15 protein-coding genes are annotated in these 14,550 nt (G+C 61.2%); 8 read left to right on the top strand and 7 right to left on the bottom strand.

Going from position 1 to position 14,550, the window contains the following annotated elements; translation table 11 throughout:
- Position 1: 1 nt before the first annotated feature.
- The 7 genes from ACQ4WM_RS11235 (at position 2) to ACQ4WM_RS11265 (ending at position 6,266) form a co-directional block, all read left to right on the top strand.
- Positions 2 to 298 carry a hypothetical protein gene (locus tag ACQ4WM_RS11235; protein ID WP_436546755.1) on the top strand — a complete coding sequence of 99 codons (297 nt, stop codon included), beginning with the start codon at positions 2 to 4 and terminating at the stop codon, positions 296 to 298.
- Complete coding sequence (locus ACQ4WM_RS11240) at positions 288 to 557, top strand: hypothetical protein (protein WP_436546756.1); 270 nt, start codon at positions 288 to 290, stop codon at positions 555 to 557. The genes ACQ4WM_RS11235 and ACQ4WM_RS11240 overlap by 11 nt, the downstream gene beginning before the upstream one ends.
- Positions 554 to 2,101 (top strand): PepSY-associated TM helix domain-containing protein, encoded by a 1,548-nt coding sequence (locus tag ACQ4WM_RS11245; RefSeq protein ID WP_436546757.1) that lies wholly within the window; start codon positions 554 to 556, stop codon positions 2,099 to 2,101. The genes ACQ4WM_RS11240 and ACQ4WM_RS11245 overlap by 4 nt, the downstream gene beginning before the upstream one ends.
- Before the next feature lie 739 nt (positions 2,102 to 2,840).
- Entirely contained in the window at positions 2,841 to 4,265 is a 1,425-nt protein-coding gene (locus ACQ4WM_RS11250) for an MFS transporter (RefSeq protein ID WP_436546758.1), read from the top strand.
- 243 nt (positions 4,266 to 4,508) lie between these two features.
- A complete protein-coding gene (locus ACQ4WM_RS11255; RefSeq protein WP_436546759.1) occupies positions 4,509 to 5,279 on the top strand; it encodes a hypothetical protein in 771 nt (256 codons plus the stop codon).
- 436 nt (positions 5,280 to 5,715) lie between these two features.
- Positions 5,716 to 5,889, top strand: coding sequence for a hypothetical protein (locus ACQ4WM_RS11260; RefSeq protein WP_436546760.1), 174 nt, complete (start codon positions 5,716 to 5,718; stop codon positions 5,887 to 5,889).
- The gene (locus tag ACQ4WM_RS11265) at positions 5,886 to 6,266 is read left to right on the top strand and encodes a hypothetical protein (RefSeq protein WP_436546761.1); all 381 of its coding nucleotides are present in this window, start codon (positions 5,886 to 5,888) and stop codon (positions 6,264 to 6,266) included. The genes ACQ4WM_RS11260 and ACQ4WM_RS11265 overlap by 4 nt, the downstream gene beginning before the upstream one ends.
- Before the next feature lie 122 nt (positions 6,267 to 6,388).
- Here ACQ4WM_RS11265 and ACQ4WM_RS11270 read toward each other — a convergent pair whose 3' ends face one another.
- The 7 genes from ACQ4WM_RS11270 to ACQ4WM_RS11300 form a co-directional block, all read right to left on the bottom strand.
- Positions 6,389 to 8,029: a diguanylate cyclase domain-containing protein gene (locus ACQ4WM_RS11270; protein WP_436546762.1), complete on the bottom strand. Its 1,641-nt coding sequence runs from the start codon at positions 8,027 to 8,029 to the stop codon at positions 6,389 to 6,391.
- Between the two features lie 166 nt (positions 8,030 to 8,195).
- Positions 8,196 to 8,654: a GTP pyrophosphokinase gene (locus ACQ4WM_RS11275; RefSeq protein ID WP_436546763.1), complete on the bottom strand. Its 459-nt coding sequence runs from the start codon at positions 8,652 to 8,654 to the stop codon at positions 8,196 to 8,198.
- Positions 8,655 to 8,656: 2 nt separating this feature from the next.
- Positions 8,657 to 9,490 (bottom strand): hypothetical protein, encoded by an 834-nt coding sequence (locus tag ACQ4WM_RS11280; protein WP_436546764.1) that lies wholly within the window; start codon positions 9,488 to 9,490, stop codon positions 8,657 to 8,659.
- 86 nt (positions 9,491 to 9,576) lie between these two features.
- Positions 9,577 to 9,831, bottom strand: a complete 255-nt coding sequence (locus tag ACQ4WM_RS11285; protein WP_436546765.1) for a hypothetical protein — start codon at positions 9,829 to 9,831, stop codon at positions 9,577 to 9,579.
- Between the two features lie 99 nt (positions 9,832 to 9,930).
- Positions 9,931 to 11,376, bottom strand: coding sequence for an ATPase domain-containing protein (locus ACQ4WM_RS11290; RefSeq protein ID WP_436546766.1), 1,446 nt, complete (start codon positions 11,374 to 11,376; stop codon positions 9,931 to 9,933).
- Positions 11,373 to 11,789 (bottom strand): hypothetical protein, encoded by a 417-nt coding sequence (locus ACQ4WM_RS11295; protein ID WP_436546767.1) that lies wholly within the window; start codon positions 11,787 to 11,789, stop codon positions 11,373 to 11,375. Before ACQ4WM_RS11295 ends, ACQ4WM_RS11290 begins: the two co-directional genes overlap by 4 nt.
- Before the next feature lie 58 nt (positions 11,790 to 11,847).
- Positions 11,848 to 13,218, bottom strand: coding sequence for a hybrid sensor histidine kinase/response regulator (locus tag ACQ4WM_RS11300; protein ID WP_436546768.1), 1,371 nt, complete (start codon positions 13,216 to 13,218; stop codon positions 11,848 to 11,850).
- A gap of 256 nt (positions 13,219 to 13,474) precedes the next feature.
- Here ACQ4WM_RS11300 and ACQ4WM_RS11305 point away from each other — a divergent pair, with 256 nt between their 5' ends.
- Entirely contained in the window at positions 13,475 to 14,449 is a 975-nt protein-coding gene (locus ACQ4WM_RS11305; RefSeq protein ID WP_436546769.1) for an SMP-30/gluconolactonase/LRE family protein, read from the top strand.
- The last annotated feature ends 101 nt before the right edge of the window (positions 14,450 to 14,550 follow it).

Consider the following 14,550-nt stretch of genomic DNA (forward strand, 5'->3'; position numbering starts at 1 on the left):
GATGAACTGGATCAGCATTGTGGTGGCCGCGCTGGCCGCGCTGTGTCTTTATTTGGCTTCGCCGCATCAGGCGCTGTGGCCTGCGGCTCTGGCGCGCAAGCACTTGCTGCGCTGGTTGGCGGTGCCGATGGCCACAGGCGCCATCGCTGCGGCGGTACGCGACTATGGTTTTTGGTGCGGCGTGTGCATCGCGCTCTCCGGTTTCATGACGACGCTGGTGCTGCTGCCATACATTGATGCATGGTTGCGCGGCCGCCGCTCGCCGCCGTCAAAACCGGGAGCGCGCCATGTGGGGTAAATCGACCGCCGCTTTTTTCCTCGGACTGCCGCTGGCGGTGGCCGTGGTGGGCTTGTGCGCGCTGCTCAGCGGCGACCAGGCGCGCACCACGCTGCCGTGGCTGTTGGCGTTCTTTCCGGTCTGGATCGCCGTGATGGCGCTGGCCTTCCTGTTTCGCAGCGGCCTGCGCGCGTGGCTGTGGATGGGCGGGGCGACCCTGCTCGGCTACGCGGCGCTGCATGGGGCCAAGCTTGCCGGCCTGTTGAAGGTGGGCGCATGAAATCGTCCACGCTGCGCACCTTTATTGCGGTCCACACCTGGGTGGGGCTGGTGGCGGGCTTTTGCCTGTTTATCGCGTTCTACGCCGGCGCCGTCACGCTGTTCCACAGCGAACTGCACGCGTGGCAGACGCCGCTGCCCCAGTCAACGCCGTCCATGGCCCCGGTGCAACCGCAGGCGCTGGTCGACGCCGTGCTGGCCGCGCATGCGGAAGCGGCCAAGATGTTCGCTTTGCACATGCCGACGAACTACGAACCGGAATTAACGCTGACGGTGGGCGAGCGCCATTTCCGCCTCGACGCCGCCGGCAAACTGGAGGAGTTCGAGGAACGCTCACACTTGATGGATTTCATATACCGCCTGCATTACTCGGCCGGGCTGCCCGACCAGTTTGGCCTGTACACACTGGGCGTGGTCTGCGTGCTGTATGGTCTGGCGCTGGTCAGCGGCGTGGTCATTTACGCACCCGGCTTCTTCAAGGACCTGTTCGCGCTGCGGATAGCCAAGAACCTCAAGCGCATGTGGCGCGACGCGCACAACGCGATCGGCATCCTGTCGCTGCCGTTCCACATCATGTACGCGTGGAGCAGCGCGGTGCTGGCGCTCGGCATCATCCTGCTGGCGCCATTCCAGTACATGGTTTTCGACGGCAAGCTGCTCAAGCTCGTCGGCCCCGACATCAATGCCGCTGCGCCGCCCAAGGCGGTCGGCGTGGCCGCGCCGCTGCTGCCGGTGGCCCAGGTGATGGCCGCCATCGGCCGCGCCGCGCCGGAGATGGAGGTCAAGCGTATCTTCTACCGCGATGCCGGCGATGCCAATGCGCAGGTCCAGGCATATGGCGACGCGCGCCAAGGCACCGTGGCCGCCAACGCGGCGGTGGTTCTCAACGCCAGCAACGGCAAGGTGCTGCGCGTGATCACGCCAGAGAGCTACAGCCCCGGCATGCGCTTTCTGCGCAGTTTGCAGTCGCTCCACTTCGGCAATTTCGGCCATGCAGCGGTGCAGTGGATGTACTTCGTGCTCGGCATCGCCGGCGCCTTCCTGTTCTACAGCGGGAACCTGTTGTGGATCGAGTCTCGGCGCAAGCGCCTCAATCTGGTGCAGCCACGCAGCGGACGGCTGATGGCGCAGGCCACGCTGGGCGTGTGCCTCGGTTGCGTGGCTGGCGTGTCGGCCATGTTCGTCATCAACAAGCTGGCGCCGGCGGCGCCCGGGCATTTGCCGTTGTGGGAGGAGCGCGGCTACTACGTGGTGTTTTGGCTGGTGGTGGCGTGGGCCTTCGCGAGGGCGCCGGCACGCGCGGCATACGAGCTGCTGACGTTGTGCGCGGCGCTAACCCTGGCCATTCCGTGCGCGCACTGGATCGCAACCGGCGTCAGTCCGCTGCTGGCGCTGATGCGTGGTGACGGTGTGACTGTCGGCGTGGCGCTGGTGTCGCTGCTGGCAGCGGCACTGTATTGGAAGATGGCGCGGGCGGTGCTGCGCCGCGGCCTGCACGGCGATCCGCACAGCGTTTGGGCGCTGCGCGTGGCCACCGCCAACTAGGACCTGCTGCGGTTCTGTCACATTAGCGAACGGCAGCAGGTCGTTGGGGGAAACTACGGTTCACGAATCCAGGACGAATCTGGCTGTATTTGGCGACGGTCCTTGATCTGTACTACCGCAAAGTGGTGGGCTGGGCCATAGTGCCGGGTATGCCCGCCCAGCTGGCGTGCGATCCAAGCACACTGTCGTCATAGTAACGCTCCAGCCTGCTCAGCCAACGTAGCTCCTTTTGATACGCCACTCGTAGATGGCGCATGCCGCCGCAGCGATCAACTGACAGCCAGCGGTCAGTGGTGCAGCGAAAAAACAGCCGCCGTCTTCACCACTGGACGCGAAACAGCCGAAACCGAATCCGCGTCCGGCACGGACGTGGGGGTTTTGCGGGACTTCGCCGAGCGCAGCTCGGCGCCGCAAAACCGGGTTGCGCTTGCAAGCGCAACCCCCTCCGATTCTTCTGACCAGGTTTTAGGTCGCAGGCAGTTTTTTCTAACGACAACATCAGCTACTCAGGCCGTGCCTGAATGGCGAACCTGCCCCCGGCGCTCGTGTGACCCCAGTACTGCAGGCCGCGCACCGTTGGTCCAGGTCGACCCAAAACTGAGCAACCGACGACTATTGCCACACAGTTGCATTTGCATTTGCAAATTTGAAAATCCGGTACTATTCCGACAGGACGGCGGCAAGTTCTCGCGGAAGCACGACCGCCGGCCACGCCGAGCCACCTTTTGAGGATCACCTCATGCCAAGCACCTCGCTGGAATCGCCGCTCGCGGCCAACGCCCCCGGCTCCGTTCACGACGCCGGCACCATCGCCGCGCGGCTGGACCGCCTGCCCGCCACCCGAACCGTCTGGCAATTGGTTGCGCTGCTAGCGCTCGGCTACTTTTTTGAGTTGTACGATTTGCTCTATACGGGCTACGTCGCACCCGGCCTGGTCAAAAGTGGCATCCTCACCCCAACCACCGTCGGATTGTTCGGCATGACCGGCGTCGCCAGCTTCATCGCCGCGTTGTTCGCCGGACTGTTCATCGGCACCATGTGCTGCGGATTTCTCGCCGACCGCTATGGCCGGCGTGCGATCTTCACCTGGTCGCTGATCTGGTACGCGGTCGCCAACCTGATCATGGCGACACAGACCACGGCCTTCGGCCTGAACTTCTGGCGCTTCATCGTTGGCCTCGGCCTCGGGGTTGAGATGGTAACCATGGGCACCTACCTGTCCGAGATCGTGCCCAAGCACATACGCGGACGCGCGTTCGCGCTGTCCCAGGCGGTTGGCTTTTGCGCGGTACCGATCGTCGCCTTGCTTTCCTACCAACTGGTACCGCGCACCGTGTTCGGCCTCGACGGCTGGCGCATCGTCGTGGTGATCGGTTGCCACGGCGCGCTGCTGGTCTGGTGGATCCGCCGCCGTCTGCCAGAGAGTCCGCGCTGGCTGGCCATGAAAGGCCGCTACGCCGAGGCCGACCGGGTGCTGTGCGCGCTGGAGGCCGCCGTGCGCAAGGAGCATGGCCGCGAACTACCGCCGCCAGCCGCGCCCGAGCCGGTGGTCGACCGCGGCCGCTTTCGCGATCTGTGGGCTCCGCCCTACGGGAAGCGGATTGCGATGATGACCGTATTTAACATCTGCCAGACCGTTGGCTTTTATGGCTTCGCCAACTGGGTGCCGTCGTTGCTGGTCAAGCAGGGCATCACAGTGACGACCAGCCTGATGTATTCGAGCCTGATCGCCTTGGCCGCGCCGCTCGGTCCACTGATCGGCCTGTTCATCGCCGACCGCTTCGAGCGCAAGCATGTGATCGTCTGCATGGCCGCCGTCAACATCGTTTGCGGCCTGATATTCAGCCAGGCCTCCGGTAGCGTGCTGTTGATCGGCATGGGCGTTTGCCTGACCTTGGCCGGCAATATCATTTCCTACAGCTACCACGCCTACCAAAGCGAGTTGTTTCCCACCGGGATACGGGCCCGCGCCATTGGCTTCGTTTATTCGTGGAGCCGATTCTCGGCGATCTTCACCGCCTTTATTATCGCCAGCGTGCTGCAGGATTTCGGCGTGGGAGCGGTGTTTCTACTCATCAGTGGCGCGATGGGGATGGTGATGGTGTCGATTGGCTTATTCGGGCCGCGCACCCGCAACGTCGCGCTGGAATCGATTTCGCGTTGAGCCGAGCGCCTGCAGGTTGCGCTCGTGCCAGGACGCAGAGACGGGGGCAGATCGTGTACGAATGGCGGACGTGGTCCCGGTTACGCGGCTTATATTTACCCAACAACAAAATAGCCAACATCGATGTCGCAGCCAGAAAATCCACCCAATGCATATACCGCCCGCCCAGCGCTTACAATTTACCAACTACTACAATTCCCAATACGTTATCCTGACCATTCCTCACAGAAAACATTTGCCTCCATGCGCCGTCCGCTCGCCACCGTCCTGTTGCTCGCCCTGTCTGCGCCCGTCTTTGCCGACACCGCTCCTGCAGATACCCCATCCGAAGCAGCCCAGCAGGTGTCGGTCTCCGGCACCAGGGACCCTGACTGGAAGCCTTACCGCAAAATGCTCGCCGGCATGGATGCGTTCGAGCGCTACCATTCGCTGGCCCCCCGGGCTGAACTGAAATTCATCTTGCGCCCGCAACAGGCGAACCTGACAGTGGCAGGGCTGAAGCTGCGCATCGTCGGTGACAATGTCGGCATCGACATTCCGATCGCAGCCGACTATACATTCTCGCTCCCACGCGACGAGTCAGCTGCCAACGACGACGCCGATGTGCAGCTCAGCAGCAAGAAGGGATTGTTTCGCTGGCGGCCCGATATACACACGCCAGGCTTGCCAACCGGCACGCGCCGGCTGGGTGACCTGCGCCTGGAATGTGAGGTGCGCTGGGCTGTAGACAAGTTTGACAGCTCATTTCTCCAGCTCGCTTACCTGATGCCTCTGGGCGGCGCCTGCCATACCTCCAGAAGCAGGATTTTCTACTCGACCACTGCGCCGATTGCTCGCGCCACGCTCGTATCGGATTCCCGTCGCGAAAGCTTGCCGTCCGAACGCCTGAGCTCGAAGGACCGCACGCGCTACGCGCCGCCACTGCATGACACGAGCTGGCCCGATGATACGTTGGTGGAGTTCGAGTTCGCATTGCCCTCTGACGGCACCGCCGATGCAACGGTGAGCAAGTGAATCTGACAGCAGCAACAGCGCATGGCAAGCCGGAGACTTGCCGCCGCCACTGATCCGGCTCACGGCCATTCAATGCCGTCCTGTTGCACGGTGATGCATGAGGAGATGAAGGTGGGTGAAGAGATACTGCTGGTGCCACCCGGCGGCAAAGGACCTTCGCTGTTTGTACGGTATAAATTTCCGCGCTGAAAATCGCGGTCTTAATCAATGGTGCCCTTCCGGGCGTTAATCGGCTCCATCCACTTGGCCAGAACCCTATCCTCACCCATGGCCTCGATCTAGCGAACATTGTGCTGGGTAAGTCATGATGGATCGGCATACCCACTCTTGAGCAAGACCAATCTCCAAAACAACAACTGAACGACAATGGCATACACGGTCGCCATTCGGCAGTGCAGCCGCTCCCAACCACCCTACAGACTGACCGAACCCCGACATGCTGGAACTTCAACCCAGAGATAAACGCGGCTACTTCATGCTGCCGCAGGCGCCAGAAGACTCGGGTTATTACGTCTACGGCCTGTTCAATGACAAAGATATCCCCCGCGTCCAGCATTGGTTAAATCATGACGATCACTTCCACGTCGATATAAGGGCGACACCAAAATGAACCCCCTGCTGCTGATTATCTCGCTCATCGTCCTGCTCCCCACGGCTGACGCCACCGAGAAACGTGAGCACCCCATACAATCCGCCAGAACCAAACCACTGCAGGCCGAGTACACAATCTACTCCGGCGAACTCGGCAACGAGCAAGCGCCAAGCAAGAGCGACCGGAAGCTGGCAATCGAAATCAACGGACCGGCGGCGAAAGATATTTTTGACTCCATCTATCCAGACGCCAAAGTTAATTGCAGCGGTGAGCAAGGCGAACGCTTGCGCAGCAAAGGAAACCTATGGTGCTCGTTTCTTCCCGGCACGGGGTACCGCTGCTTCCTCGGTTATGACCTGAGAACAGGCAAGGATATTCCCGGTGCCAGCTGTTGAACGGGAGCATGAATGAACCGCGGCAGTTTGTCCAAAATGCTGCCTCCCAAGTCCAGCGACCAGAAGGTGGCGTTCATGGTCACAGCCCGCAACGAGCGCAAAGTCGCTCCCTCCCACAGCATCTACAACACATTCATCGCAAAAGTATTGCGCCCATTCGCCTTGGCCCTGTAGAGAGCCGCATCAGCCTGCAGATTCAACAGCTCGGTGCTGAATGGCCCCGCTGCGTGATAGGCGATGCCGATACTGGTCGAGACAAGCCGGCTTTCGCCTTCTATCTGGAACGGCGTGTTGATGCTGGCCAGTATTTTCGATGCGACCAGGGTGGCCTCGGCGTCGCTTTTCAGGCCTTCCAGGATAATGGTGAACTCGTCTCCAGCCAGGCGGCAGACCGTATCGGTGGCCCGTACGGACGACCTGACACGCTGGCCGAATTCCTGCAGGACCAGGTCGCCGCCGGCGTGTCCCAGCGTGTCGTTGACCTGCTTGAAGTGGTCGATATCGAGAAACATCAGGGCAATCGCGCTGTTCTGCCGGGCAGCACGTGCCACCGCCTGCACCAGGCGCTCTTCGTACGATCGGCGGTTCGGCAGCCCGGTCAGTGCATCGGAGCGCGCCAGCCGGCCCAGCTCTTCGACGGCAATATGCAATTGCGCCGTGCGATCCATTACCCGTGCTTCAAGACTGGCGTTAAGCTCAAGCAGCCCACGTTCATTTCGCTGAAGCTTGCTCAACAGCCGGTTCAAGGTCAGGTGCAATATCCGGACCTCGGCAAAGGCATGCGCTATTTGCGGAATCAGATGGCGTTTGTCGGAATTGAGGTCGCCAGCGTACTGGGTAATCTCACGCAGCGGACGGCTGATGGTGCGCGCAAGAAACAGCGCGAGAAACAGCGCTACAACCGAGGCCAGCAGGCCGCCCAGCAAGATCTTGCGCTCCAGCGCGCGCACGGGGCGATACGCGCTTTCCAGTTCCTGGCGCACCAGCACGCTCCAGCCCAGGCCCTTGACGCCGCGATAACCCTTGCTGTGATGATAGCCAACCAGATAGCGCTTGCCATCCGGCCATGTTTCGATCAGCGAGCCCATTTTCCCTGCCCTGGCTTGTTTGAAACTGGGCTGGTCGAGGACCACGCCGGCGTACTGCTTCGGTCCGAGCAGGACCACCCCGGTTTCGCTGACGATCAGCGTATCGACCGATTTGCGGTTTGCCAAAGGCCGCAGGATAGACTGTTCGATTTCTGCCGCCCATTGCCAGCTCAGGTGCGTACCAAGCACGCCCTGGATCTCGCCCTTCACATTTCGGTAGGGAAAAGCGATATCAAAAAAGCGTTTCGGCTCTCCTGCGGGGCCAGGCAGCAGCTTGGCCAGCAATTTGGCTTCGTGCACATCGGAAAGGTGCTGGCCACGCGTGGCCGCACCGAACCATGGCCGCTGCGACACATCGGCTCCCTCCAGCAGGCCGCCGCTGGCAACCTGCACTTTGCCGGCTGTATCTGCCAGCCCTATCCAGGCATACAGCGGATAGGTACGCTGGATTGCATCAAGCACGCGGCGCTTGTCCGCCAGGGCGACGCTGCCTTCGACTATCTCGTAGCGCTCTGCCAGCAAACTGACTTCGCGGTAACGCTCATACATTCCCTGGTCGAGCTTGTCGACAGTCTGGTACGCCAGTTCTGCCAGGCTGTTGCCGATATCTTCTTCGACCTGGGCGGTCGCACTGGAACCGATGAGTTTGGAGGTTGCAAACGTCAGCGACAGCATCAACGCTGCGGTTGCCAGGGCAAGCAGCAGTGCAAGTCGTATCCGGCTTATGTGAAAAAGCTTCTGCATGGACATTGATGTAAAGTTGAAAGCAAGCAACATCGCTTGCTGTGCAGTGTACGGGGAAACGCCACGCCAGGCGAGTATTCTTGCCCGGCCCACTTGCTTATCCTGGCGCGCAGTTCCCCGGTGCCTGCAGGTAAGCCATCGCCCGCCGATACTTTTCCACCCTGTCCAGATCCTTCTGCGAGGGCTGTGCAATGCGCGACAAATCACTGTTTTCCGCCAGGTCCGCCAGCTTGACTGCCCGGCCGACCGGGTCAAGCGCCGCGCGCGCCACGAAAGCCTCGTAGGACTCGCCTTCTACCTTCGTTACGGCACGCAAACCACTGATCACCTGCGCAGAAAATCCTTCACGCGCAAGGTCTTCGAAACTCACGTTGCTGTCCTCGACTACGTCATGCAGCACGGCCACTATCTGCTGCGGCCCCGGCGCCACGCGCAGCATCACGCGCAAGGGGTGCAGGATATACGGCGCGCCGCCCTTGTCTACCTGGCCCGCATGCGCCCTGGCGGCGATTTCAATTGCCCGCTCCAGCGTTCCATGACTTGTTTCCAGATTCATCTTCACTCCTTCACCAGCAAAACCTTGCGCCAGCCACGGCGCTGCAAATGGCAAACGCTAGTGCACAGCAGGGCTGGCACCAATAAATTGAGTACCGGCACCAGCATCAGCAAGCACAGCATCAGCCCCAGGGCAACGATGGCCGGCCCTTGCATACGGCTGGAAGCCTGCCGCTGCTCCTGGTCCAGCACGCCGTCGGCCGCCGCGCCATAGACCAGCCGTACATTCCAGGCCAGCAGCCATGCGATCAGCACACACATGGCCCAGACCGGTATCAGCAGCGACAACAGCAGCAACAGGCGTTTTCCCCATGACGGGCGGGAAACAAGCGAGGACAAATCCGGTGGCGGCTGCCACGATGGGTAGCGGCGCGCCACGACCTTGCGTGCGCGCCCGAGCAACAGCGCACGCAGTGGCAAACGCGCGGTGCTGATGGTGCCGACGATAAACACCAGCACATAAAAGAAGGCGGCCAGCGCCAGCAGGGCCAGCGCGATCTGGCCGATCGACACAAGCGATTTGACAAAACTGCCCAGGCCACCGGTGAGATTGCCCATCTGCGAGATGGTGGCCGGTCCGCTGGCCAGCGTGCCCACGCCATCGAGCACACCCACGCCCAGCAGGCCGGTAACGGACACCAGCGCCAGCATGCCGCTCAGTTCAAGGAAGAACTGGCCAAAATAGCTATACAGCCCCAGCCACAGCAGCAGCACCACCATGCACAGCAAGCTGGAGCGCCACCACATGCCCTCATGGCGCGTGTCGCGCAGCCCGAGGCCGATACAGGCCGATGCTTCACGCAAGGCCTGCGACCACGTGTACAGTGTTTTTTTCAAGTCAGGAATGCTCCGCAATCAAGGGACGGATACGGCGATCCGGGGCTGTCTGTCGTGCGGAACATCCCCGGCAGCCATCAAACAGCTCAGGAAATATTTTGCCGCCGTGCCAGCGGCACGTATTCACCAGGCAGGCTGGCCGTCTCCAGCGCATCGGCAAACGCCAGCAGGAACTTGGCAGGGCCATGCTCCGTCACCAGCAGGGAGGCACCCTTGTGCCGCAACAGCTTCAATACCTCTTGCTGGTGCGCCTGGTATTCGGGCGAATGGCCGTAAAAGGTCTGGTACATTTCCAGCGTTTCCATGGCCTTGGCGGCCAGGATGAATTCGGGTTTGTCCATGATATCTCCTGGTGGTGATGTCGGAAGAACTACCCGATCATCATACGCCTGAACTCAGCCGCCCACCAACACCGCGACACCGCGATACGGCGCGTGCCGTCACGGCCGGTAAGGCTGGCCCGACAGGATGCCTTCATAGGCACTCAGGGTTTCGCCGATATGGATGCCTTCCTGATCGATGTCGTAGAAGCGAATATCCTTGCTGTGGCCGCTGCCACGTACCTTGACCACCGACAGCACGCGCTTGAACTGACCAGCGAGCTCGACATAACGCTGCATGACGATCGCGTCGGCCAGGAAGGCGTTGCCGTAGGAACTGAAGCGCAGCGTCGCGTACTGGTCTTCCAGCTCGGCCGTCATCAGCACCGCCACGCCCATGTCCGTCAGCGCCGCCACCAGCCGGTACAGCGATTCGCGGAAATCCTCGCGGAACATGGAAGCGAGGGCCATTTCAAAACCGGACAGCGAATCGATCACCACCCGCCTGGCCTTCATGCGCGTGATCATGCTGATCAGGTCGTGCAGGATTTCATCGAGCGACAGGTCCAGCGTGCGCGTGTTGACCACGCCGATCTGGCCCGACGTGACCAGACCATCCAGTTGAAGGCTGAGCAACTGGTTCGGGCTCTTTTCAAAAGCGGCGATCACGCCCGGCTCGCCGCAGCGCACGCCTTCGGTCAGGAACTGCGTGGCCAGCACCGTCTTGCCGGAACCGGACGGCCCTACCAGCAGCAGGGAATACCCTGCCGGCAAGCCGCCGCCCATCATGGCGTCAAGTTCGGGCACACCCAGCGACAGGCGCTTGCTGGTATCCAGGCTGGTGCCTTCGGTACCGCTCGCTTTCAGGATGGCGCGCGAAAAAATTTCCACGCCATCGTCATTGATGCGGAAGGTATGCACCCCCAGGCTTTGCGACTGGCCGCGCATCTTGACCACCTGTATCTTGCGCACCATGGCGTCGCGCTGTACCAGTTGCGACAGCCACAGGATGCCGTCAGCGACCGTAAATACGGCGCTGGACTCGGCCTCGGGCGTCAGGTATTCGCCGATCAGGAAGGTGGTGGCCAGCCAGCTGGTCATCTGCGTGCCCAGTTGTTGCACGAAATGCTGCAGTCCGGCCGCGCCCATGTCCATGGTTTTTGCCGACTGTACCACCGAGCGGAAAGAGTCGACAAACACCAGGCTCGGTGCAAACGCTTCCACCTCCTCGGCAATGCGCGCCAGTACGCGCTCGAAATCGCCATCGATCAGTTCGGCCGACAGATTGACGAACCTGATCGAGTCGCTGAGTTTTTCGATATCAAAAAAAGGAAACTGCTGCTGATAGCGCAGCATCTTCAACGGTGGCTCGCCCAATACCGTAAAGAACAGCGCCTTGCGCTCTGGGCTGGCGAGCGAAAACATGATCTGGTGCGCCAAGGTGGTCTTGCCACTGCCCGGCGTGCCAGCGAGCAAGTTGAAGGAAAATTCCGGGAATCCGCCGCCCAGCAGTTCGTCCAGGCCAGGCACTCCGGAGGCCAGGCGTTGGATGGTGACTTTGTTCATTCGTTCGACTCCGTTCCAGCATGATTTACTGCCACATCGCCCCAGGCTTGCCGGAGGATGCTATTCGTTAAAAGTTCGCCGATCAACAAGCTCAGCGTAGTGGTGAAGTGCATCAGCATCACCGTGCTGGCCTCGGCTGCAAGTTCCGCTGGCTGGCCCAGCAAATCGCTGCGCAGCTGCGCCATGGCCGCCTCCAGCGCTTGTGGCGCATGCACCGTCAGCCAGGAAAACTGTTTCTGGCTCTGGTGCAAGCTGCGTGCATAGATCGATTCCACGCCGCGCTCGCCGACAATCTGATTCAAGGCCGCAGCCAGCTGCTGCCACAGGCACAGGCTGACTTCCACCGCCGCATCCGGGTTGCGCAGCAGGGCACCCTCAATCTTGCGCCGTCGCTGTTCATCGACTGTGGCCATCTTTTTTTCTCTACAGAATTGGTGCTGGGACCAGGTTAAACAAAGCACCACGCATGATTCAGCGCGGCTCCTGTGCCAGGATGATTTTCGACAAGGTATCAATATTGATGGGTTTGACCAGATAGTGGTCAAATACCGGATCGCCTGCCCGGTCGAACTCGCTGGCATCGCTGTAGCCGGAAGCGGCCACGAAACATGGCAGCGGCGCGTGCAGCGCGGCGCGTACCGAACCGGCGACCTGGAAGCCATCCATGCCAGGCAAACCGATGTCGCATACTATCACATCATATGGCGCGTCCAAGGCGGTGCGCAAGCCACTGGTGCCGTCCACGCACACGTCGACATGGTGGCCTTCGTACTCGAGCAGGAGGCCCAGCATTTCCGCCGCATCGGCATTGTCTTCGATCAGCAATATCCTGCGCGGTAGAACAGCAATCGGTGCTGGCGGTGCCACGCTGGCGGCGGGCAGCGACAGCGACGACAACGGCAGTTTCAGCATGAACTGGCTACCCCTGCCGACGCCTGCACTGAAGACTTCGACCGTTCCGCCATGCATCTGCGTCAGGCTGCGTACCAGCGACAGGCCAATGCCAAGACCGCCCTGTGCCCGATCGAGAGAACGAAAACCCTGGGTGAACAGATCGAAGACAAACGGCTGCTCATCGCGGGCAATACCGGCCCCATTATCGGTGACGGTAATGCCCACCATGTCGCCGTTGCGCAGGGCCACGATATCGATATGGCCGGCTTCCTGCGTGAATTTGCTGGCGTTGACCAGCAAATTGGTCAACACCTGCGTCATGCGCACCAGGTCGGCTTCGATGACCAAAGGCTCTTTCGGCAAACTGACCCGCAGCATCTGTTGCCGTTTGTCGACGCCCGCCTGGCTGGCCTCCACGGCGCTGTCGATGACGTCGCTCAGCAGCAAAGGGCGTAACTGCAGGTTGATCTTGCCGCTGCTGACACGCGAAGCGTCAAGCAGATCGTCGATCAGGCGCGACATATGCCCTATCTGCCGGCTGATCACGCCATGCACGTGCGCCAGCGTCGGGTCGGGTGCGGCCCGTTTGCACAACAGATCGTTGGCCATCGCCAGCGGCTGCAAGGGCGTGCGCAACTCATGCGCCAGCATGGCAAGAAATTCTGTCTGGCGCAAGGAAGCCGCCTGGGCATAGGCCAGCTTGTCCTGCGCGCCAAAGGTGGCCAGCACCAGGTTCTGGTTGGCCTCGCGCAACTGCGTGACCAACAGGTGAAATGCTTCGGACTTTTCCTTGTCCTGGGCCGGTATGCAGGCCATGGCCAGCAACTGGTCGACAGTTTCGCGCAGCAGCGTGATTTCGCGTTCGTATGCGCCATTCAGGCCCGCAGCAGCAACAGAGGATTCGGCTCCGGCCCGGCCCGGATCGGACGGGCATGTGGTGTTGTACATGACAGGGAAGCGGTTTGTGTGGGCAAACCTCGACAACTACTCTCGCCCATCGGCGCTCACTCAAGCATCGCCGTGCACGTCAGCTAAATTGCTGCATACTATATATGTCCAGGAACCAGCCTACCATACACTCTTTATCACCTTGACTAGCGTTCTTTACAATCTTTCTCTGAATTCCTGACGGCAACACAGGCTCAGCTGGCCATATTGCTCGGTTAAGATAAGTACCTTTGCACTCTCGTTTTCAGGATACTCCATGCCTCATCCCCGTACCGCCCTGCCCTGCCTGCGTGCCCTGGGCTGTACCATCGCGCTGGCCCTGCCGCTCGCTTCGCTGACCGCCTGCGCCAGTCCGCCTGTGCCCGAAACGCTGTTCGTGACCACGGCCCTGACGGCGCCGCATTCGTTTACCAAAGGAATCGAAGGCCCGGCCGTCGATGCAGACGGCAATATCTACGCCGTCAATTTCGCGCGCCAGCAAACCATCGGCAAGGTCAGCCCAAGCGGCCAGGGCGAGGTGTTCGTCACCTTGCCCGGCGCCAGCATCGCCAACGGCATCCGCTTCGGCAGCCGTGGCCAGATGTACTTGGCCGACTATATCGAGCATACGATTTACGTGGTGGACCCGGTCACGCGCGCCATCAGCATCCATGCGCGCGACGCCCGCATGACGCAGCCCAACGATATCGCCATCACGCAGGACGACGTGCTGTATGCGAGCGATCCGAACTGGAAGGAAAACACCGGCCGCGTGTGGCGCATCGCGCGCGACGGCACGGTGACCCTGGCGTTGGACACCATGGGCACGGCGAATGGCATCGAGGTCAGCCCAGACGGCAAGACACTGTATGTCAATGAAAGCGTGCAACGCAATATCTGGGCCTACAACATCGAGATGGACGGCACACTTACCGGCAAACGGCTGCTGAAAACATTTGACGACTTTGGCATGGACGGCATGCGCGTCGATGTCGATGGCAATCTGTATGTGACGCGCTACAGCAAGGGCACGGTGGTCAAGCTGTCGCCGCAGGGAACCGTGCTGCGCGAGATCACGGTACCGGGTGCGAAACCGAGCAACATCAGTTTTGGCGGCCGGGACGGGCGCACCGCGTATGTGACGGAAGTAGTGCAAGGCAGGTTGTTGCAGTTCCGGGTCGACCGGCCAGGGCTGGAGTGGCAGCGGGGGCAGGAGCGCAAGGCGTATCCGCTCGCAGTACCTCCTCAATAACCCAACTGCGTAAAGGCTGGGGTCAGTCGCTTCGCGATCGGAATACGTCCCACTGGGACGTATTCCCCCGGCGGGTCTGACGGGGACGCCGAGTCCCCGGA

The organism is Janthinobacterium longum, from assembly GCF_051380735.1.
GTDB lineage: Bacteria > Pseudomonadota > Gammaproteobacteria > Burkholderiales > Burkholderiaceae_D > Janthinobacterium.

Coding starts and splice junctions, on each gene's coding strand:
- ACQ4WM_RS11295 (WP_436546767.1), bottom strand. CDS start 11,789: ATGGCCACAGTCGATGAACAGCGACGGCGCAAGATTGAGGGTGCCCTG.
- ACQ4WM_RS11260 (WP_436546760.1), top strand. CDS start 5,716: ATGCTGGAACTTCAACCCAGAGATAAACGCGGCTACTTCATGCTGCCG.
- ACQ4WM_RS11275 (WP_436546763.1), bottom strand. CDS start 8,654: ATGAATCTGGAAACAAGTCATGGAACGCTGGAGCGGGCAATTGAAATC.
- ACQ4WM_RS11250 (WP_436546758.1), top strand. CDS start 2,841: ATGCCAAGCACCTCGCTGGAATCGCCGCTCGCGGCCAACGCCCCCGGC.
- ACQ4WM_RS11300 (WP_436546768.1), bottom strand. CDS start 13,218: ATGTACAACACCACATGCCCGTCCGATCCGGGCCGGGCCGGAGCCGAA.
- ACQ4WM_RS11240 (WP_436546756.1), top strand. CDS start 288: ATGTGGGGTAAATCGACCGCCGCTTTTTTCCTCGGACTGCCGCTGGCG.
- ACQ4WM_RS11255 (WP_436546759.1), top strand. CDS start 4,509: ATGCGCCGTCCGCTCGCCACCGTCCTGTTGCTCGCCCTGTCTGCGCCC.
- ACQ4WM_RS11290 (WP_436546766.1), bottom strand. CDS start 11,376: ATGAACAAAGTCACCATCCAACGCCTGGCCTCCGGAGTGCCTGGCCTG.
- ACQ4WM_RS11305 (WP_436546769.1), top strand. CDS start 13,475: ATGCCTCATCCCCGTACCGCCCTGCCCTGCCTGCGTGCCCTGGGCTGT.
- ACQ4WM_RS11245 (WP_436546757.1), top strand. CDS start 554: ATGAAATCGTCCACGCTGCGCACCTTTATTGCGGTCCACACCTGGGTG.
- ACQ4WM_RS11265 (WP_436546761.1), top strand. CDS start 5,886: ATGAACCCCCTGCTGCTGATTATCTCGCTCATCGTCCTGCTCCCCACG.
- ACQ4WM_RS11270 (WP_436546762.1), bottom strand. CDS start 8,029: ATGCTGTCGCTGACGTTTGCAACCTCCAAACTCATCGGTTCCAGTGCG.
- ACQ4WM_RS11285 (WP_436546765.1), bottom strand. CDS start 9,831: ATGGACAAACCCGAATTCATCCTGGCCGCCAAGGCCATGGAAACGCTG.
- ACQ4WM_RS11235 (WP_436546755.1), top strand. CDS start 2: ATGAACTGGATCAGCATTGTGGTGGCCGCGCTGGCCGCGCTGTGTCTT.